This is a genomic window from Acinetobacter sp. FDAARGOS_724 (assembly GCF_013364475.1).
In the GTDB taxonomy this organism is placed as follows: Bacteria; Pseudomonadota; Gammaproteobacteria; order Pseudomonadales; family Moraxellaceae; genus Acinetobacter; species Acinetobacter variabilis.
This window is the reverse complement of sequence record NZ_CP054908.1, coordinates 788063-807875: the sequence shown is the minus strand read 5'-3', so window position 1 is coordinate 807875 and position 19813 is coordinate 788063. Positions and strand designations below refer to the sequence as shown.

17 protein-coding genes and 2 pseudogenes are annotated in these 19813 nt (G+C 43.2%); 6 read left to right on the top strand and 13 right to left on the bottom strand.

Going from position 1 to position 19813, the window contains the following annotated elements; all coding sequences use genetic code 11:
• A complete protein-coding gene (gene aceE, locus FOC32_RS05170; protein ID WP_005232683.1) occupies positions 1-2703 on the bottom strand; it encodes a pyruvate dehydrogenase (acetyl-transferring), homodimeric type in 2703 nt (900 codons plus the stop codon).
• 350 nt (positions 2704-3053) lie between these two features.
• Positions 3054-3743: a M23 family metallopeptidase gene (locus tag FOC32_RS05165; RefSeq protein WP_175966573.1), complete on the bottom strand. Its 690-nt coding sequence runs from the start codon at positions 3741-3743 to the stop codon at positions 3054-3056.
• Positions 3744-3853: 110 nt separating this feature from the next.
• On the opposite strand from FOC32_RS05165, the gene FOC32_RS05160 reads away from it, so the two are divergent.
• The gene (locus FOC32_RS05160; RefSeq protein WP_004781492.1) at positions 3854-4294 is read left to right on the top strand and encodes a DciA family protein; all 441 of its coding nucleotides are present in this window, start codon (positions 3854-3856) and stop codon (positions 4292-4294) included.
• A gap of 99 nt (positions 4295-4393) precedes the next feature.
• Here the strand turns inward: FOC32_RS05160 and lpxC are convergent, their stop codons facing one another.
• From lpxC to murG, 7 genes are all read right to left on the bottom strand, one after another.
• On the bottom strand, positions 4394-5296 hold the full coding sequence (gene lpxC, locus FOC32_RS05155) for a UDP-3-O-acyl-N-acetylglucosamine deacetylase (RefSeq protein ID WP_034580446.1): 903 nt from the start codon (positions 5294-5296) through the stop codon (positions 4394-4396).
• A 126-nt stretch (positions 5297-5422) separates the two neighbouring features.
• Positions 5423-6607 carry a cell division protein FtsZ gene (gene ftsZ / locus FOC32_RS05150; RefSeq protein WP_005232687.1) on the bottom strand — a complete coding sequence of 395 codons (1185 nt, stop codon included), beginning with the start codon at positions 6605-6607 and terminating at the stop codon, positions 5423-5425.
• 159 nt (positions 6608-6766) lie between these two features.
• Positions 6767-8029 (bottom strand): cell division protein FtsA, encoded by a 1263-nt coding sequence (gene ftsA, locus FOC32_RS05145; protein WP_004781486.1) that lies wholly within the window; start codon positions 8027-8029, stop codon positions 6767-6769.
• A gap of 71 nt (positions 8030-8100) precedes the next feature.
• Positions 8101-8955, bottom strand: coding sequence for a cell division protein FtsQ/DivIB (locus FOC32_RS05140; RefSeq protein ID WP_005232689.1), 855 nt, complete (start codon positions 8953-8955; stop codon positions 8101-8103).
• Between the two features lie 3 nt (positions 8956-8958).
• Positions 8959-9888 carry a D-alanine--D-alanine ligase gene (locus tag FOC32_RS05135; RefSeq protein WP_005232690.1) on the bottom strand — a complete coding sequence of 310 codons (930 nt, stop codon included), beginning with the start codon at positions 9886-9888 and terminating at the stop codon, positions 8959-8961.
• Between the two features lie 53 nt (positions 9889-9941).
• Positions 9942-11390, bottom strand: a complete 1449-nt coding sequence (gene murC, locus FOC32_RS05130; RefSeq protein WP_005232692.1) for a UDP-N-acetylmuramate--L-alanine ligase — start codon at positions 11388-11390, stop codon at positions 9942-9944.
• A 12-nt stretch (positions 11391-11402) separates the two neighbouring features.
• Positions 11403-12500, bottom strand: coding sequence for an undecaprenyldiphospho-muramoylpentapeptide beta-N-acetylglucosaminyltransferase (gene murG / locus FOC32_RS05125; RefSeq protein ID WP_005232694.1), 1098 nt, complete (start codon positions 12498-12500; stop codon positions 11403-11405).
• Positions 12501-12910: 410 nt separating this feature from the next.
• Here murG and FOC32_RS05120 point away from each other — a divergent pair.
• A pseudogene (locus tag FOC32_RS05120) lies at positions 12911-13779 on the top strand (MFS transporter).
• Positions 13780-13819: 40 nt separating this feature from the next.
• Here FOC32_RS05120 and gshB read toward each other — a convergent pair.
• On the bottom strand, positions 13820-14767 hold the full coding sequence (gshB, locus tag FOC32_RS05115) for a glutathione synthase (RefSeq protein WP_005232700.1): 948 nt from the start codon (positions 14765-14767) through the stop codon (positions 13820-13822).
• A gap of 130 nt (positions 14768-14897) precedes the next feature.
• On the opposite strand from gshB, the gene FOC32_RS05110 reads away from it, so the two are divergent.
• A complete protein-coding gene (locus FOC32_RS05110) occupies positions 14898-15092 on the top strand; it encodes a DUF3565 domain-containing protein (protein ID WP_005232702.1) in 195 nt (64 codons plus the stop codon).
• Positions 15093-15214: 122 nt separating this feature from the next.
• On the opposite strand, the gene FOC32_RS05105 is transcribed toward FOC32_RS05110, so the two are convergent.
• Positions 15215-15526 carry a hypothetical protein gene (locus FOC32_RS05105; protein ID WP_004781472.1) on the bottom strand — a complete coding sequence of 104 codons (312 nt, stop codon included), beginning with the start codon at positions 15524-15526 and terminating at the stop codon, positions 15215-15217.
• A 254-nt stretch (positions 15527-15780) separates the two neighbouring features.
• Between FOC32_RS05105 and FOC32_RS05100 the strand changes: the two are divergent.
• A pseudogene (locus tag FOC32_RS05100) lies at positions 15781-16527 on the top strand (IS5 family transposase).
• Between the two features lie 338 nt (positions 16528-16865).
• Here the strand turns inward: FOC32_RS05100 and pyrE are convergent.
• A complete protein-coding gene (pyrE, locus tag FOC32_RS05095; protein ID WP_005232704.1) occupies positions 16866-17516 on the bottom strand; it encodes an orotate phosphoribosyltransferase in 651 nt (216 codons plus the stop codon).
• Positions 17517-17557: 41 nt separating this feature from the next.
• On the opposite strand from pyrE, the gene FOC32_RS05090 reads away from it, so the two are divergent.
• Positions 17558-18376 carry an exodeoxyribonuclease III gene (locus tag FOC32_RS05090; protein WP_005232705.1) on the top strand — a complete coding sequence of 273 codons (819 nt, stop codon included), beginning with the start codon at positions 17558-17560 and terminating at the stop codon, positions 18374-18376.
• Between the two features lie 474 nt (positions 18377-18850).
• On the top strand, positions 18851-19201 hold the full coding sequence (locus FOC32_RS05085) for a Spx/MgsR family RNA polymerase-binding regulatory protein (protein ID WP_005232706.1): 351 nt from the start codon (positions 18851-18853) through the stop codon (positions 19199-19201).
• An 85-nt stretch (positions 19202-19286) separates the two neighbouring features.
• On the opposite strand, the gene FOC32_RS05080 is transcribed toward FOC32_RS05085, so the two are convergent.
• Positions 19287-19724, bottom strand: a complete 438-nt coding sequence (locus FOC32_RS05080) for a DUF2147 domain-containing protein (protein ID WP_004781465.1) — start codon at positions 19722-19724, stop codon at positions 19287-19289.
• Positions 19725-19813 lie beyond the last annotated feature (89 nt).

Sequence of the window (19813 nt, the reverse complement as noted above, 5' to 3'; positions counted from 1 at the left end):
TTAGTTCTCCTCTTTGTAGTCAGCAACTGGATGCAATTCAGGAGTCGCCTGAGGTGCCCAAGCCACCGGACGATCAGTATCTAACTCAAAGCTAGAGATCGCGTCTTTCACTAAACGTGCATCGACTTCACCTTCATCTGCCAGTTTTTTCAGGGTTGCCACGACAATATGCGCAGCATCGACACCAAAGTAGCTACGCAGATTGCCACGTGTATCTGAACGGCCATAACCATCGGTACCCAAGGCTACGAACGGACGACTGTCTGGAAGATAGGCACGAATCTGTTCACTATAGGCGCGCATGTGATCGGTGGCCGATACCACAATACCGTCCTTGTCACGTAACTGCTGAGATACCCATGGCTCTTTCGCTTCTTCAGCCAATGGATGCAGGCGGTTATATTCTTCACATGCCATACCATCGCGAGCCAGTTCGTTAAAGCTGGTCACGCTCCAGACATTGGCATGAATCTGATATTCCTCACGCAGGATTTTTGCGGCCTTGATGACTTCACGCAGAATAACGCCTGAACCCATCAACTGAACCGTCGCCTTTTCGTCTTCTTCCAGCAGATACATACCACGCTTGATGCCTTCTTCTGCACCTTGTGGCATTGGTGGATGTTCATAGTTTTCGTTCATCAGAGTCAGGTAATAGAACACACGCTCCTGATTCACATACATACGTTGCAGACCATCATGCACGATTACGCCAAGCTCATAGCCAAAGCACGGGTCATAAGAGACACAGTTTGGAATGGTGTTGGCCAGAATATGCGAATGACCATCCTGATGCTGCAAGCCCTCACCATTTAAGGTAGTACGGCCAGCGGTTGCACCTAGCAAGAAACCTTGCGCCTGTGCATCACCTGCTGCCCAAGCAATATCGCCGATACGCTGGAAGCCGAACATTGAGTAGTACATGTACATCGGGATCATTGGCAAGTTATTGGTTGAATAACTGGTCGCCAAGGCTGCCCATGCACTCATTGCACCGGCTTCGTTAATCCCTTCCTGTAACATATGACCGTCTTTGGCTTCACGGTAATGCATCAACTGTTCCTGATCTTCAGGGGTATATTGTTGACCATGCGCTGCATAGATCCCCAATTGACGGAACATCCCTTCCAGACCAAAGGTACGTGCTTCATCCGGAACAATCGGGACCACACGGTCCTTGATTGCTTTCTCTTTTAATAAGGCAGAGATTAAGCGGACCATGACCATGGTGGTGGACTGTTCTTTACCGTTTGAACCTTTAAGCACAGCATCAAAAACAGAGAGCTCAGGAATCGGTAAAGATTCGCTTTCTTTGCGACGTGCTGGCAGATAACCACCCAGTGCCTCACGGCGTGCCTTCATATATTTAATTTCAGGCGAGTTTTCGCTTGGGCGGTAGAATGGAATTTCTTCCAGTTGTTCATCAGTAAAAGGCAAGTTGAAACGATTACGTACGTATTTCAATGATTCTAGCTGCATTTTCTTGATTTGGTGCGTCTTGTTCACCGCTTCAATTTCATCAGACAGACCATAACCTTTTACGGTTTTCGCCAGAATCACCGTTGGCTGACCTTTGGCCTTGGTCGCTTCTGCATAGGCAGCAAAGACTTTGTATGGATCATGACCACCACGGTTCAGATTATCGATATCTTCATCGCTCAGGTCTTTGACCAAAGCTTCTGCTTCTGGATATTTACCAAAGAAATGTGCGCGTGCGTAGGCACCACCTTTCACCTGATAGCGCTGGTAATCACCATCCACTGCTTCTTCCATAATCGCTTTGAGTGCACCAGATTTGTCTTTATCCAGTAGCGGATCCCAGTGACGACCCCAGACAACTTTAATCACGCGCCAGCCAGCACCACGGAATAATGACTCAAGTTCCTGAATGATCTTGCCATTACCACGTACCGGACCATCCAGACGCTGCAAGTTACAGTTCACCACCCAGATCAGGTTGTCCAGCTTCTCACGACCCGCCAGTGAGATCGCACCCAAGCTTTCCGGCTCATCCATTTCGCCATCGCCCAGGTACGCCCAGACTTTACGGTCTTCTTCCTTAATCAGGCCACGGTTCATCAGGTACTTTTGAATATGAGCCTGATAGATCGACATGATTGGACCGAGACCCATCGATACCGTCGGGAACTGCCAATAGTCTGCCATCAAGTAAGGATGAGGATAAGAAGGCAGGCCTTTACCGCCGACTTCACGACGGAAATTATTGAGATGCTCTTCAGTTAAGCGGCCTTCTAAAAATGAGCGGGCATAAATCCCCGGTGCACAGTGACCTTGATAGTAAATCAGGTCGCCACCGAAGCTGTCGTTATTGGCACGGAAGAAATGGTTAAAACCCACATCATATAAAGTGGCAGATGAAGCAAAGCTGGCCAAATGACCACCCAGGTCATCACCGGATTTATTTGCGCGAAGCACCATTGCCAAAGCATTCCAGCGTATCAGCGCGCGAATACGGCGCTCCATATCCTGGTCGCCCGGCATCGCAGGTTGTTCTTCTACAGAAATAGTGTTTAAGTAGGGAGTATTTAAACGCTGAATAGGAACATGTTTGGCAATTGCGCGTTGATAAAGTTTTTCAAGTAAAAAGGCGGCGCGCTCGGTTCCCATGTGCTGCAAAACGGAGTCAAAAGCGTCTTGCCATTCTTGGGTTTCTTGAGCGTCGGTATCTCCATAAAACGCCATAATCTACAGTTCCTGAAAGCCAAATTGATCACTTATATGTATCATATTTACGGCTTATGCAGGTATGGCTCTGGCTGAATGCGGTTCTGGAGTACTATTTATTATCTAAATATCCATTGACACTTTATTACACAAAGTAACAAAAAGAAGTCAATGATGGCGATTTTTTATACGACAGTTATAATTCTCGGTGATAATATAATATCTAAAAGCAATTAGACCGAACTCCTTCTCTACTCCCTGGAAGAAATGTTCAGCCTAATTGCCTTAAAAGCGGTTTGATTGATATTTTATGAGTATCAAGTATCAGACGCATTAAAGTATTTCAGTTATTTTGAGCAAAGCTACGTTTAAGGTAACATTGCTAAATAAGTTGAAGGATTTTTACGTTGACCGTCTTTTACTACTTCATAGTGTAGATGAGGACCTGTACAACGACCTGTACAACCTACATTCGCAATATGATCACCGGCTTGCACCTGATCTCCCACACGTGCAATCAAGCGTGAAGCATGGGCATAACGAGTAAGGTATCCATTACCATGGTTAATTTCGACATACTGACCATAACCTGTACCCCAACCCGATTTGGTTACGATACCAAGACCAGTTGCGTAGATCGGTGTACCGCTTGCAGCAGCCAGATCCAGGCCTGAGTGATTTTCAGCACGGCCACCCATGGTACGACCACCGAAACTTGAGCTGACACGTTTCATGTCTGGTAATGGATGAGCCACTAGCCATGAATAAGGGTTATTTGAAGATGCAACTTTGCTGGATGAAGAATTGCCATATTTTTGGGCAATGGTCTGATTATTCAGTTCAACCGGTTTTTCAAATAGCTGAACATTTAATTTGGTTTGTGCGGGAATATCAATATCTTCAGGATGGGTATAAGAACCCTGCGATAAAGTACGTGTTAACTGCTCAAGACGGTCAGGTGTAGCATCTTGTTGATTCAGATCCACTAAATCTGCAAAAGCTACTGAAGCAGCTGAAACCGAAATAGAAAATGCCAATAGGATACGTCGCATAGGCATATGCATAAAAAACCTCTCTAAACTGCTAATCGAGTTTCTTGAAGATCTCTTCCTTGATATCCACTTTAAGAAGCGCATAAGATTAAGACATAAACATGTAGGAATTATGTATGTCGGAACCTGTCAACGTTTTTCAAAAAACAAGAAAACAGATAAAAACAGGAAACTTTTCGTTTCTCTCATCACAAGTTTCTGCATGGCAGAAGCTTACGAAACTCGTACAACCGCTATTGCCTCAACCCGAACAATGGCAAGTTGCCTGCTATCAAAATGGTGTGTTAACGATTACCGGTGAAAACCAAGCCATGATTTCTCAATTGGCCTATCTTCAAAAGCAATACATCTCACAACTCTCTCAAATAAACGAATTAAAAGATCTCACTAAAATCCAAGTTTGCTTAAGGAATCCATCCCCTGTTCAACCGGTTCCAGAAAAATCTGAAAGAGCCTTGAGTCCAGAAACACAGGAATTACTCCGCGGTGCTGCTGACTTTATAAGCGACCCTAAGCTTAGCCAAGCTTTACTACGTTTGGCAAGCAATAAAAAGTAACATTGCAATGAGATGTAATAAATTCCAATGTTGTTTTTATGTGACAGGTATCACATTAGATGCGGCTAAGTTATAACACAAAGACACAAAGACAAGGACTTATGTCACAGTTACATAACTAATTGGACATTGAGTTACGTCATCAAATGTTACAATTTCATAGCTGCTTGGGTCACTTTTCACGTTACGCAATAGTTGGTTATTCAAAGCATGCCCTGATTTGTAGCCATCAAATTTGGCAATAATCTGGTGGCCTAGCAGGTATAAATCACCTACTGCATCCAGAATCTTGTGACGTACAAACTCATCCGAGAAACGCAAACCTTCTTCATTGACCACGCCGGTTTCATCTACACCGATCGCATTTTCCAAGCTTGCACCCAAAGCCAGATTATTGGCTTTCAAGTAGTCAAGGTCTTTCATAAAGCCAAATGTACGCGCTTCACTGACTTCATAAACAAAGGTTTCTGTAGAAAAATCGATGCTGGCAGACTGATGCTCTTTTTTGAAGGCAGGATGATCAAAATCAATAGTGAAATTTAGCTGAAAGCCGTCATGTGGGCTAAAAATTGCCCGTTTATCATCGATCAGGGCTTCAACAGGTTTAATAATTTTAATAAATTTCTTTGGTGCATCTAGTTCTTGCAAGCCGCCCTGCATGAGCAGATAAATGAAAGGTCCGGCACTGCCATCCATAATGGGAACTTCTGAAGCTGACACTTCAATAATCAGGTTATCAATACCTAATCCCGCAATGGCGCTCATCACATGCTCGATCGTACCGACTTTGGCATTTGACTGAACCAGATTTGAACACATGAAGGCTTCCTGGATCAATAGGGCATCCGCAGGAATATCGACAGGTGGCGCCAGATCAATACGACGAAACACAATGCCCCCATCGGCGTGGTGTGGCACAAAGTTAATCATAACCTTCTGCCCACTATGAAGACCGATTCCGCTCGCTTTCACGATACGTTGCAGGGTACGTTGTTTCAACATGCTTTTTATCATCTGTTCACCAATAAAACCGCTATACGTTAGCATATTTGGCCATTGATAAAAAACAAAAGGTGGCTCTAAAGCCACCTTTTCTGTGCAATCATAGTAAACACATGCTGTTACATATTACTTACGCTGTTGATTTTTAAGGTAATCTTGGATGCTCATTGGTGTTGGGCGTGGGCTAGAAACTGAAGCTGCAGGATTAGCTGCTGCACCTGCTTCATTTTGCTGACGCTGAATTGCCGGTACATCATCATCTTCAACTACTGCCGGAGATGATGGACGTGCTGCCTGTACATTCGCGCGTTTAGTTGGCTCAACCGAATCTGCAGCATGGCGAGTCAAACCAGTCGCAATCACCGTTACACTAATTTCATCACGAGCATCCGGATCAAATACTGTACCGTAGAAGACCTGACCTTCGTCCAGATCCACGATCTGGTTTACAACATCAGTAATTTCTTCAATTTCACCGAAGGTTACGTCATCACCGCCAGTCACGTTAATCAGAATACCTTTAGCATTCATGATGGTGACATTATCCAATAATGGGCTGCGAATCGCCTGCTCTGCTGCCTGACGTGCACGGTTTTCACCACGCCCCAAGCCTACACCCATCATGGCATAACCACGCGTACTCATTGCAGTTTTCAGATCGGCGAAGTCAAGGTTAATGTGACCAGGACGTACCACCAGATCAAAGATACTACGTACTGCATTCAACAGTACATCATCCGCTTTTTTATACGCATCCTTCATTGAAATATCACGAAAGACTTTCAATAGACGCTGGTTTGGAATGATGATCAGAGAATCTACGTGCTGTTCTAGCGCTTCAATCCCCTTCTCGGCAGATTGCAAACGGCGTTTACCTTCAAAGTTGAATGGCGTAGTCACGACACCAACAGTCAGGATGCCCATTTCTTTGGCAATTTCAGCAACGACTGGCGCAGCACCGGTACCTGTACCGCCACCCATACCGGCAGTAACGAATACCATATCGGTACCTTCAAGCTGCTGGCGGATCAGTTCACGGCTTTCTTCTGCTGCCGCTTGACCGACCTGTGGATTTGCTCCAGCACCCAGACCACGTGTACTTTGCTCACCCAGCTGAATTTTAAATTCGGCTTCCATGCGATCCAGTGCCTGTTTGTCTGTATTGGCACAGACGAACTTTACGCCCTGGATATCGGACTGCAACATATGCTGTACAGCATTACCACCCGCACCACCTACACCAAATACAGTGAAACGGGCTTGACCATTGCTATCGCTATGATCTTCTTCGAAAAATTCAAATGAGGCCATGACCTATAAAATTCCTAATTCATAATTGGCAGTCACTAAGCCCGTATACTGCCTTAATCTTGATAAAAATTGTTTTTAAGAATGCTGCTCAAGCAGGCACTTGTCAAGTACAAGCCCAATTAACTACAACTTCCCAACAATATTCACAATAAAAATCGCTTAAAAGATCGCTTTTAACGTTTCGTTAAAACCTGACCATGCCCGTTTAATGCGCTGTGTAACTGATAACTTATCCCCGTCTTCAGTTTCAACGAGGGTTTCCTGGGTATCACTCTGGCTAAACATCAGCAAACCAGCCACTGTTGCGTACTGGGAACGACGTAAAGCTGCTTGGTGCTGTTCATCCGCATAGACCTGTACCGGCGGATTGCCCAGATGCGCGGACACACCCAAGGTACGACGTACAAAGCTGACCATACCTTCAATCTGACTGGCATCACCAGTCAGCACCACACCATGATAAAGGCCTTGCATTGCGCCATGGTTCACCAGTTCATCACGCACCAGACCCATGATTTCTTCATAACGTGCCATGATAATTTCAGTCAGTTCAATCCGGCTGATAGTTTGTGGTCCATCAATGCCCTGGAACTGAATCATATGCTCTGGTTTAACCACTTTCAGATCAACACAGCCATAGAGCAATTTCAGACGTTCTGCTTCTTCTGTGGTCGTCTGTAAAACCGCTGCAATATCACGGGTGACATGTTCACCACCACGCTGGATGGTATGGGTTAGCGCCAGACGGCCATCCAGATAAACAGCGACATTGGTGGTTCCCGCACCGATATCCACCAGACACACGCCATATTCTTTTTCATCTTTGAGCAGGCTGGCTTCAGCGGTAGCCAGACAGGACACCACCATTTTCTCCACACCGATATTGGCCCCTTTTAAAGCGCGGTCAATATTCTGCATGGTGCTGATCGGTAACATCATCAAATGATAATGCCCGGTCATGCTATGTGCCGACATACGGATCGGGTTGAGTACCCATTCCGGTGCATCATCCAGCTCGAAGCCTAAAGGTACCGCACTGACCAGATAGTGATCTGAGGTGACATGACTGGCCTTGGCCAGCTCAAGTGCCCGCACCACTTCACTGGTCGTAATTGAATGTTCACTATTATCAATGGTGGTACTACCCGAGGCATAAAAGCTTTTTAATTCAGCACTTGGGATCGAAATCCACGCAGAATGCACACGACATTCAGCCATATCTTCCGCTTCTTGTACGGCGTTTTTAATGGCGGTAATGACTTTATCGAGACTGACAATTTTTCCTTTATTCATGCCTCGGTTACGAGCGGTCGCCATCCCAATCACTTGGATATTGTCTGGCGCGTGTACCTTACCAATCAAAACTGAAACTTTGTGTGTCCCAATGTCAATCGCCACAACCGAGGGAACAGCTTCACTCATTATTAACTACTACCATTACGTGTTTGTTAGATTTATGGCTTTATAAGGCCTCTAGTTTTTAAAGCCGGTCATTATGGCTTTACTGTCACATTATTCTCAACGCCCGTGTCATTAATGGTTACAATAAATTGACCATTTACAATTTTAGGCGGAATTGAATTTTTCCATTGAATCGCCAATCCATTACGATAACGCAGGTCAATCGCTGAAATTTTTGACCATACCGGTTTTAGTTCGCTATAGGACAGATGACTCAAACGTTGCAATTTGCTCATGGTCTGGTCTTTATCGACAATTACACGCAAACCTGAATCAAACTGCATAAACCACGTCATTCGTTCAGTTAAATATAATTCTTTTAAACGAATACCTTGTGGTAAAAATAACTGATTGATTTCATTATAACGTCGCATCATGGTATTTGCATGAGTAGAGGGTCCATGCAGCAACGGTAAAGCTGAATAATCTTTAGAACTGACTTCAGTGAAAATAATGCCACTATCACTCAGCAGTCGTCCTGTACCCCATCGGGCAATAGCATGATGCGGCATTACCCGGACATGAATCTTGTCTGGCCAGGCACGAGATACCACCACACGGTCCACCCAGGACAATTCCAGTGCGCGGTCACGAATCGATTCCAGGTCCGAAGTGAAATAGTTTTCAGTCACAATCGGTGATACGTACTGCATGACCTGACGCTCTTCAGCTGCTGAACGCGTTCCTGCCACTTTCAGCTCTGCTACCTGAGCATCAGTCATCACCTTGTACAGGCCAAAAATCCCAAAAGCCAGCACCACCAGCGCGACACACAACAAGGCCCAACCACCCAGGTTGGTCAGTTTCTCTTTGCGTGTCGGCGGCTTGTCGTGAATTGAGGTAATCGCAGCACGTTTACGGCGCATGGTTGCTGGGAGTTGAGCCATAACTTAGTATGCCGCACCGTTTAATGTTTGTTCCAGAATCGCTACACAGAGCGTATCAAAACTATAGCCAATTGCTGCAGCCGCTTTTGGTACCAGAGAGTGACTGGTCATACCCGGAACTGTATTCACTTCCAGTAACCAGAACTTGCCCTGCTCATCCTGCATTGCATCAATACGGCCCCAACCACTTGCACCCACTGCCTGGAAAGCACGTAGGGCCAAGGCTTGCAATTCTTTCTCTTCAGATTCGCTCAAGCCACATGGAATGCCATATTCCACATCATTACGCTGATATTTAGCTTCATAGTCATAGAAAGCCACATCTTCTGGCGGTTGCAGACGAATGACAGGTAAAGCCTGACCATTCAGAATCACAATGGTAAATTCACGGCCTGTGATCCATTTCTCTGCCATAACCACGGCATCATGTTCAGTCGCTTTGGCAATCGCATCGGCAAAGTCTTCTACTTTTTCAACTTTACTCATGCCAATACTTGAGCCTTCGTGTACAGGCTTAATGATCAGCGGCAAATCTAGAGCAGATACAATTTCTTGAGCATTCGAGTTTTTGGTCACGATCCGGTATGGCGCAGTAGGTAATTCTGAACCCTGCCAAACCTGTTTGGTTTTGACTTTATCCATACCAATGGCAGAACCCTGTACGCCTGTACCGGTATATGGAATATTCAACCATTCCAGCGCGCCCTGAATCTGGCCGTCTTCACCGCCACGGCCATGCAATACCACAAACGCACGATCATAATTTACCAGCTCGGTAACACTACGCTCTTGTGGATCAAACGCTTCTGCATTGATCCCAGAACGCACTAATGCCTCAAGTACGGCGGTTCCACTATCTAGCGAAACCTCACGCTCTGCAGATTTACCACCCAGCAATACGGCAACTTTTCCGAATTTTGAAGCATTTGACACGTTTATATCCTTAAACTTTTTGAATCTGTTCAATTAGTCATAACATGACTATTTTACTTTACATATAAATGATTTTGAGCAAGTTCGATTGAGATTGCTCCAACATTACCTGCGCCTTGGGTTAATAACAAGTCATTTGCTTGCAATACCTTTTTCATCACCTGGCTCAGGTTCCCCTCGACCGGATCAATCAGAATTGGTTCAACTTCCCCACGTAAACGAATACTACGAGCCAATGCACGGCTATCTGCACCTACAATTGGCTTTTCCCCTGCCGGATACACTTCAAGTAAGAGCAGTTGATCGACTTGTGAAAGCACTTCTACGAAGTCATCAAAACAGTCACGGGTACGGCTAAAACGGTGCGGCTGGAACATCATCACCAGACGGCGATCTGGATGGCTGGCACGAGCGGCTTTAATAGTGGCTTCTACTTCTTTTGGATGGTGACCATAGTCATCGACCAGTTTCACATCACCGCCTTCAAGCTCGAATTGGCCTTGTACCTGGAAACGACGACCTACACCACTAAAGCCTTCCAGTGCGCGGCAAATAGCTGCATCGGATACGCCTTCATCTGTCGCAATACCAATTGCAGCCAAGGCATTGAGTACATTGTGCAGACCCGGTTGATTTACAGTAACACGTAGCGGCTCACGATCTTTACGTAATACGGTAAAGTGGCTGCGCATACCTTCTTGTACAACATCGACAGCACGAATGTCATTGTCTTCATTAAAACCATAAGTCAGTAATGGACGACCAATACGCGGCATGATTTCACGGATATTGGCATCATCACCACACACAACCGCCAAACCATAGAATGGCAGTTTTTGCAGGAACTGGATAAAGGTGTCTTTCAAGACATCGAAGCTACCCCCATAAGTATCCATATGGTCAGCATCAATATTGGTTACCACGGCAGCCATTGGTTCTAGATACAGGAATGATGCATCTGACTCATCGGCTTCTGCCACGATATAACGGCTCGCACCCAAAGCGGCATTCACACCAGTACGGTTCAGCAAGCCGCCGATCACATAAGTTGGATCCAGATTTTCTTCTGCTAACATACAAGTGATCAGACTGGTGGTTGTGGTTTTACCGTGAGTGCCTGCAACCGCGATTCCGTGACGGTAGCGCATCAGCTCACCCAGCATTTCTGCACGGCGGACTACCGGTGTACGGGTTTCAAGGGCTGCCTTGATTTCCGGGTTTTCCTTATCAATCGCGGTAGATACCACGATGACATTGGCACCTTTGATGTTGCTGGCTGCATGGCCGATATAGACCTTGATACCATTTTCTTCTAATTGAGCCGTAGTTTTAGAGGCTTTGATGTCTGAACCAGAAACTTTATACCCCTGGTTTTTCAGTACTTCTGCAATCCCACACATCCCTGCACCACCAATCCCTACAAAATGGATATGCTTGATCCGGCGCATTTCCGGGACTTTAATTAATTTCTTTGCTTGGTCTGCTGGGGTTACTGGAGACATAATTTACTCGGATTACAATTCTTGAATTAAACGGACCACATGCTGGGTCGCATCGGGTTGAGCCTGACGGCGTGCTTTTACCGCCATTTCCATCAATACCTGACGGTCAAGCATCGGCTCTAATAAGGTTTTTAAACTGTCTGGCGTCAAGGTGGGCTGTGGGCAGATTTTGGCTGCCTGCTGATTGGCCAGGAATTTGGCATTCGCAGTCTGATGGTCATCAACCGCACTTGGTAGCGGTACAAAAATTGCAGCTACGCCAGCAGTTGCAATTTCAGTAACCGTTAGTGCACCGGCACGGCAAATGACCAGATCGGCATCGCTATAAGCTTGAGCCATATCTTCAATAAAAGGCTGAACTTCAACCTGCAAGGAGGCTGGTTTGTCTGCATAACGTGCGCGCGTTGCTTCAGCATGATTTTGACCACACTGGTGATAAACATTTAACGGCACATTCAACTGTTTCAAGGCTTCCGGCACACGTTCATTTAAGGCTTGTGCCCCAAGTGAACCACCAACAATCAGAATTCGTAACGGCTGGCCAGCTTTTTCCCGCTCCTGATAACGCCAGGACGGATTTAAAATTTCTGTAATTTCTTTACGTACCGGATTCCCAGTGGTCACCACTTTATTTTGTGCCGGAAAAGTATCAGGAAAAGCCTGACATACTATTTTAGCGACCCGTGACAACTGGGTATTGGTAAAACCCGCGACTGCATTCTGCTCGTGAATAATCACAGGAATACCCAAGATCCGCGCTGCCAGACCACCCGGTCCTGCCACATAACCGCCAAAGCCTGCAACAGCTTCGACTTTGAGCTGTTTCATATGCTTCATGGCACTAAGAGTGGCTTTTAGAATTTTAAAGGGGGCCAAGGCTTTACGCACAAAACCATTGCCACGCACACCTTGAATATCGATTTGATAAATTGGAATATTATGGTTTTTTAATAATCGGTTTTCCATGCCTGCTGGTGTTGCCAACCAGGACACTTCGATTCCTTGTTGTTGTAAATCTTTTGCAACGGCTAACGCTGGAAACACATGTCCACCCGTACCTGCGGCCATCATCATGACATGTTTAGGCTGTTTTTGCTGAGCGTCGGTCACGGTCTAATTCTTCAATTTTAAAAATGAAACAGGAGGTCTAATTTAAGTCATCAATTGTAATCACAAACGCTTGCCCTTGAAAGTTTATTTACCTTATTTCAACAAGCGTTTCATTGTTTTTTTCATACTAATTTGAAGTTTAAACTAGTTTTATTATAAGGTCTGCATTTTTCCTTAGACTTAAGTGAAATATCAGCATAATTTTTGAATATTTTTCATTTGATCTTTTTTTAGCTATCCCCTAAATCTATATATTTTTCACTATTTACTGTCCGTTTTTCCATTTAATTCATCCTATTAACTTATGCCTAAATCATATAAATCTGAATAAAATTTTATGTTATCCCTATATCTAAATAAATTTTTTCAAATTGATCTGCATATTCCTTAAATGGATTCAAGCATTATAGATGTCAAAAATATCAATTCGTGACTTATGGATTATTTTAGCCGGTTATCTGGCGGCCATGCATGTCGGTAAACTGTCTGCTGTTATTCCCATTCTGCAACAGGATTTAGGCTTAAGTTTTACACAAACCGGGTTTTCTCTATCTTTAGTGCAAGGGGCTGGGATGCTGTTTGCCCTTTGTATTGGTGCTTTTTCGGAAAAAGTGAGTTTAAAGCGCTGCCTGATTCTGGCGTTAATCATTTTAGGACTGAGCAGTATCGCTGGCCTCTGGATTCAGCATGCCACAGCCTTATATTTCTTCCGCTTTACCGAAAGTATCGGATTTTTAACTATTTCCTTGTGTGCGCTGCAATTGTAAAACGGATCAGCCAGCCTGAAACACTGAATTTTAAAATGGGACTCTGGAGTTCCTATATGGGCGTGGGTGTCAGTCTGGCTGTTTTTATTATTCCTGTTTTACTCGAATACCTGAACTGGCAAAATATTTGGGCCATTCTCGGCAGTCTATGCTTGATTATTGCAGGCATCATTAAACGATATCTACAAATAGATTCAGCAGCATGTGCACCCAACAGGACGACTCAACCAGCACCATCAAATACTTCATTCTGGCAGATTATCATTGGTGGAATCATCCCGACCACTGTTTTTGCTATTACTTTGCAGCATGCCCCACGCGCCAATGCCGTAGCAGCCAGTATGGGTCTGGTTTTACAGCTTTCAGCCTGTGCTCAATTTTTTGGGCCGCCTTTGAGCGCAGCACTGGTTTCGACCACACAGAATTGGGCTTATATCGCGGCAGTTACCGCCAGCCTCTCCATATTAGGAATCTTAATGACCTTGTTTTTATTCAAGCGTTATGCCCAATAAAAAAGAGCCTCGGATGAGGATCTTTTTTATTATTGAAAGCTTAGGCTTGATCCAGACCGGCTTCCAGTACATCAAACAGATCATCTGCAATGGAGGTACCAAACTGGGTATCAATTTCACGGATACAGGTTGGACTGGTGACGTTAATCTCAGTGACATAATTACCAATCACATCCAGACCAACAAATACCAAGCCTTTTTCTCTGAGATAAGGACCCACTTGCGCTGCAATGGCTCTATCATTCTCAGTTAATGGACGCGCTTGACCTAAGCCACCTGCTGCCAGATTGCCACGCACTTCACCATTTTGCGGAATACGGGCCAGACAATATGGTACTGGTTCGCCATTGATCATCAGAATACGCTTATCCCCTTCTACAATTTCAGGAATATAACGCTGTGCCATAATCGGCTGGTTACCATTGTTGGTCAGAACTTCAATGGTTGAGCCGATATTAATACCATCCTGATAGATACGGAAAATTCCGGTGCCGCCCATACCATCCAATGGTTTTACAATCACATCAACATGTTCTTTTAAAAATTCACGGATCAGGCTTTGTTGCGACGTTACCAAAGTCGGAACTTGCAGGTGCGGGAACTGAGTAGCAAACAGCTTTTCATTGCAGTCACGCAGGCTTTGCGGTTTGTTGATAATCCATGCTCCTTCACGTTCTGCCTGTTCCAGAATATAAGTGGTATAGACAAAGTTCATGTCGAATGGCGGATCTTTACGCATCAGCACCACATCATAAGCCGCAATCGATTCTTTTTTCTTTTCACCCAGTTCGTAGTAATGGTTATAGTCTTCAAATACCTGCAAAGGCGAGATCAGACCAAAGGCCTTCCCTTGATCGATATATAAATCTTGCTGTAATGCATAACCGAGTTCATGTCCACGGCGTGCAGCTGCCCATAACATGGCCATGGTTGAATCTTTTTTCAGGTTTACATTTTCGATGGGATCCATCACAACAAGTATGCGCATGTCTGTGTGCTCTTTCTTAAAAATACATTAGCAAGGAGTATAGCCTGTGCAGTTTCTTTTGTTTATGGTGATTTTGCATGACTAATTTTGTATAAATGCTTAAAGACTTTAATCAACAAGAGCATTTATCATGCAGCAGGCAATTGTCGGCTTTCATCTGGATGAAGAAAATCATTGGGTCGCTGAACTGACCTGTGGTCATGGTCAGCATGTGCGGCATGATCCACCTTGGCAAAACCGTCCTTGGGTCATGACCGAACAAGGCCGTAAAGAAAAACTGGGCGTCTTATTGGACTGCAAAAAATGTGAAATACACGAAGATTAATATCTTCTAAATCAAATCAGTATATATACTCACCCTGAGTATTTTATCTTGATATAAAATTGATTAAAAACCTGAATAAAAAATAATAATACCTTGTTTGAAAATGCATCTAATTTTATAATTTAACGATTATTTTTCGAAATCATGGTTCCCAGCATAATAATAAAGGTACTGACCCCACCAATCAGTAAACTCATCAGGGCAATTTCCAAGGTGATTTTATGATGCCAGCTCTGATCAGGAATCCAAGGCAAATGCAAATTTTCCCCAAAGATAAAGTTAATAGTACATATAATCAGAAAACCAATTGTTGTAGAGATTAGTAAAGTCACCACTAGGTTTTTCCACATCTTGTAGCCCACTAGCATGACAATAATGGCTAAACCTACCACCATTATAATCGATACAAATAAAACACTGTTCCAGTAATCCATTCCTAACACTCTTATTTTAAATTAATTAAAATTATGAAATTCTTATAATTAATTACTTAATGTTTATTTTAATATAGACGGATTACAATTTGTAAACAATGATCATAACTATCTTATTCATTTTATTTGTAAAGAGGCTTTATGAGGTTTAATTCATGCTTTAATGAGTTTCTTTTAGGGTGTGTTGACACTTTTAGCTTAAAAAATAGCGAAGTAGTAAAATCAAATCGCCAAACCCAATTTTACTATTCGCTATGCCTCGTACCATGCTGACAGATCAACACTGGCAAAAGTTGAAAACTATTTTGCGTAATTTATCTATTCATCACAACTCAAACTTACGTAATTTTATTGAAGCTATTCTCTATAGAATTAGAACAGGCTGTCCGTGGCGAGATATTCCTTCCTATTTCGGTCAATCAAACTCTATTTTCAAACATTTTAATCGTTGGTCAAGCAGTGGTAAGTTGCTTAGATTATTCAAATTATTAGCATCATGCCCCGATATGTAGTGGATTTTTATTGATGGCTCTCACGTACGTGCTCATCAACATTCTGCCGGTATAGCGAATCAATCCATTTCTAAAAGTGTAGGAGGAAACTCTTCAAAAATACATTTGATTGTTGATGCAAATGGCAATCCTGTTGATTTCATGATTACCAATGGAACCACACATGACGTCAAAGTTGCACCTGATTTAATATCAACATTAGACTTAAAAGAGAAAAAAGTGGTCTGCGCAGATAAAGGCTATGATTCAGAACCACTGCCTGAACAGATCAGAAAAACAGGGACAAAAGCGAATATACCAAAGAAAATAAATAGCCAATCGAACAATGATCATATGGACTGGTATTTATATAAAATCAGGCATTTAGTTGAAAATATGTTTTGTAGATTAAAGCAATTTAGAGGAATAGCTACCCGATATGACAAGCTCAAAAGAAATTATCAAAGTGCTGTTGCCTTAGCCTGTATATTTTTATGGCTACCTTTATAGGTTTAATTATGAACAGTAAATGTCAACAGACCCTAAAAATATTGTTCTTTTTGATAGAAAAATTTTGATCAAGATTTATATATTAGACTTCTTGCGTTAGTCAAAATTTAAACAGCCCAAAGCTACATTTTTATAAGGTTTTAGCCAATTCAAAAATTAGGTAAAACGATACTTTCGCAAGAGGTCTAATATAACTTATCGAATTTAAAGTTTATCTAGATCAAAATTTCTATCTTATTATTTCTTTCAAATACAGTCGCCTGAACAGAATTTTTCTTCCCATAAAAAGTAAAGCCTTAGATTACTAAGACTTTACTTTTTATCTGGTGAATCAGGTCTTAGATTCCGTATTTCACACGATAAGCTTCCATCTTCGCCAATGCATCATTATCGCCTTTTGCATCTAGGTAATTCATTAAATCTTTCATGGTAATCAGTGCATGTACTGGGATTTCTAGTTCTTTTTGCACTTCCTGAATGGCGGATAATTCACCTTGGCCTTTTTCCTGACGGTCAAGAGCAACCAGTACACCTGCAATTTGTGCACCAGCATTTTTCAGGATAGTGACCACTTCACGAATCGCAGTACCAGCTGTGATCACATCATCAATGATCCAGACTTTTTTCCCTTCCACTGAAGCACCTACCAGCACACCACCTTCACCGTGATCTTTGGCTTCTTTACGGTTAAAGCCCCACGGCACGCTTACGCCATGATTTTGAGACAGTGCCACTGCTGTAGCTGCTACAAAAGGAATGCCTTTGTATGCTGGTCCAAAAATCACTTCAACATTGTCACATCCAGTTAATTTTGCAGCATAGCCAGAAGCCAGTAATGACAAGGCTTCACCGTCATTGAGCAAGCCAGCATTAAAAAAATAAGGACTCACACGTCCTGATTTTAAAGTAAACTCACCAAATTTAAGCACACCACGTGATAATGCGAGTTCGATAAAAGCTTGCGGGTTAAAATGAGCTGGCGTTGACATGAGGTGCTCCTAAATCCATTAATTAAGGGTAAGACTTGCGCATGATACCAAAGAGTAGCTATCCAGGTGATCAAAAAATTCTTCGTGTCGTTTCAATTAATGTCAACGGTTTACGTTCCTCTGTCAGCAAGGGCTTGCTAGAGTGGATCGAACAGTCTGATGCCGATGTGATCTGCATGCAGGAAAGCCGGATTACCCATGCGCAGTGGACTGACAAATTCAAGCCTGAAGGCTGGTATACTCACCTGTTCCCTGCCGAGCGTCCAGGTTATGCCGGTACAGCGATTTACAGCCGTCTGCCTTTTGTTTCGATTACCGATGGGCTGGGTTTTGAACTAGCTGATTCTCAAGGCCGTTTTATCTCGGCAGAATTTGACTTGGGTCTGGAAAAAACAGCGCATATCTGTTCCCTGTATTTACCTTCAGGTTCTTCGGGCGATGAAGCGCAGGCACGTAAAGATCACTTTCTGGAAGAATATGCAAAAATCCTGAAACAGTGGCGCGATGAAAATAAATCGGTGATTGTCTGCGGTGACTATAATATTGTGCATAAACGTATTGATATTAAAAACTGGTCGGGCAACCAGAAAGCCTCGGGCTGTTTACCGCACGAACGTGCCTGGCTAGATCATATCTACGATGAACTCGGTTACGTGGATACTTTCCGTGAAGTCCGCAAAGAAGCCGAATTATACTCCTGGTGGTCAAACCGTGGACAAGCACGCGCCAAGAACGTGGGCTGGCGGATTGACTATCAGGCCTGTTCCCCGGACTGGAAAGACCGTACTGTAAATGCCTGGGTCTATAGAGATGAATGGTTTAGTGACCATGCACCCGTAATTATTGACTATAAAATCTAAAACTGACCTAAAGATTGAGTGAACATTTGTTCACTCAATTAAGGCTTATCTCTTACATGACATGACGTATTTTTTGGGTTTATCTCAATGTAATAACATAGCATTATAGCGCTACGGCACAAGGACATGTCAGGACGACAACATAAGGACAGGACGCCGTAGGAAGAAAATAAAACAAACTATCAGATTTAGTTTGTTTTGCATGGATGTGACATTGGACGTTGGATCGAGACCCGCATGATCAGGATGATTAAATGCGGGTTTTCTCTTTCTATCATTCCCAAATTTTTATTTTTCTTATTATTTAGATTGTTCTTTTTCTTGCTGCTCATATTAAAGCTGCTTGATGTCATTTTGATGACATGACTTTTCTGCTATTTAAAATTTTTTCCTTTTTTTCATTTGCTTTTGCATGGTCTGCTGCTGCCAATTTGGTTAAGCTAGTTCATGATTTAAATTTTTTAGATGGCAGCTATGTTAAAAATTTACGGAATTAAAAATTGTAGTTCGATGAAGAAAGCCTTTGATCTGCTGACTGAGCAAGGTCTGAGTTATGAATTTCATGATTATAAAAAACAGGGCATCGATGCAGAAACCATCAAAACCTGGCTGGATGCCTTGGGTCAGGATGTAGTCCTGAATAAGAAAGGCACTACCTGGCGTAAACTTACTACTGAAGAGCAGGAAAATGCGCTTGCCAATGAAAATAATCTGATTACCACTTTAACTACTCATACCAGCTTAATCAAACGTCCGGTATTACAGACCGCAACTGGTTTTATCGCTGGTTTTGACGAAGCCGCTTATCGGGAGTTAAAAGACTAATCGTTCGATAAATGGGAAGAATAAAAAAAGCCTGACAGAGGTCAGGCTTTTTTTATGGTAGTTTTTAGAGAACGGTTCTGATCCATTATTTGGCACGAATCCAGGTCTGGTTACGACCTAAAGCAGACACGCCGATATAACCGCGTAGCTCAAGCTTCTTACCACCATCTGTCAGGTTGCCTTTCAATTTGTAAGTTTTACCAGATTTTGGATCTAGGATCGAACCACTGTCATAGCTGGTTCCGCCTGTATTTTTCAGGCCTTTCACAATCGTCAAACCTTTCAGCGATTTATTGTGATACGGACCTTCACATTTTGTACAAGCATTTTCTTCACCCGGTGTTAATACCGATTGGATGCTTGCAGATAATGTCCCATTTTTTTGCTCAGTAAATTTTACTATAGCCTTTGGTTGCTTGGTTTCGTCGTCAATCGTTTTCCAAACGGTACCATTTAAAGGATCTGCAGCATTGGCCAGCGCAGATAAGCCGAGTAGTCCTAACATTAGCGTAATTTTTTTCATTTTTCTTCATTTCCCTAGTCTGAGATAGACCGATGTAGTATTAAAAAGTCACAACATTTTTGCAATTTTTACCTGTGACTATTTAGTGT

Coding starts and splice junctions, on each gene's coding strand:
- aceE (WP_005232683.1), bottom strand. CDS start 2,703: ATGGCGTTTTATGGAGATACCGACGCTCAAGAAACCCAAGAATGGCAA.
- FOC32_RS05165 (WP_175966573.1), bottom strand. CDS start 3,743: ATGCCTATGCGACGTATCCTATTGGCATTTTCTATTTCGGTTTCAGCT.
- FOC32_RS05160 (WP_004781492.1), top strand. CDS start 3,854: ATGTCGGAACCTGTCAACGTTTTTCAAAAAACAAGAAAACAGATAAAA.
- lpxC (WP_034580446.1), bottom strand. CDS start 5,296: ATGTTGAAACAACGTACCCTGCAACGTATCGTGAAAGCGAGCGGAATC.
- ftsZ (WP_005232687.1), bottom strand. CDS start 6,607: ATGGCCTCATTTGAATTTTTCGAAGAAGATCATAGCGATAGCAATGGT.
- ftsA (WP_004781486.1), bottom strand. CDS start 8,029: ATGAGTGAAGCTGTTCCCTCGGTTGTGGCGATTGACATTGGGACACAC.
- FOC32_RS05140 (WP_005232689.1), bottom strand. CDS start 8,955: ATGGCTCAACTCCCAGCAACCATGCGCCGTAAACGTGCTGCGATTACC.
- murC (WP_005232692.1), bottom strand. CDS start 11,390: ATGTCTCCAGTAACCCCAGCAGACCAAGCAAAGAAATTAATTAAAGTC.
- gshB (WP_005232700.1), bottom strand. CDS start 14,767: ATGCGCATACTTGTTGTGATGGATCCCATCGAAAATGTAAACCTGAAA.
- FOC32_RS05110 (WP_005232702.1), top strand. CDS start 14,898: ATGCAGCAGGCAATTGTCGGCTTTCATCTGGATGAAGAAAATCATTGG.
- FOC32_RS05105 (WP_004781472.1), bottom strand. CDS start 15,526: ATGGATTACTGGAACAGTGTTTTATTTGTATCGATTATAATGGTGGTA.
- pyrE (WP_005232704.1), bottom strand. CDS start 17,516: ATGTCAACGCCAGCTCATTTTAACCCGCAAGCTTTTATCGAACTCGCA.
- FOC32_RS05090 (WP_005232705.1), top strand. CDS start 17,558: ATGATACCAAAGAGTAGCTATCCAGGTGATCAAAAAATTCTTCGTGTC.
- FOC32_RS05085 (WP_005232706.1), top strand. CDS start 18,851: ATGTTAAAAATTTACGGAATTAAAAATTGTAGTTCGATGAAGAAAGCC.
- FOC32_RS05080 (WP_004781465.1), bottom strand. CDS start 19,724: ATGAAAAAAATTACGCTAATGTTAGGACTACTCGGCTTATCTGCGCTG.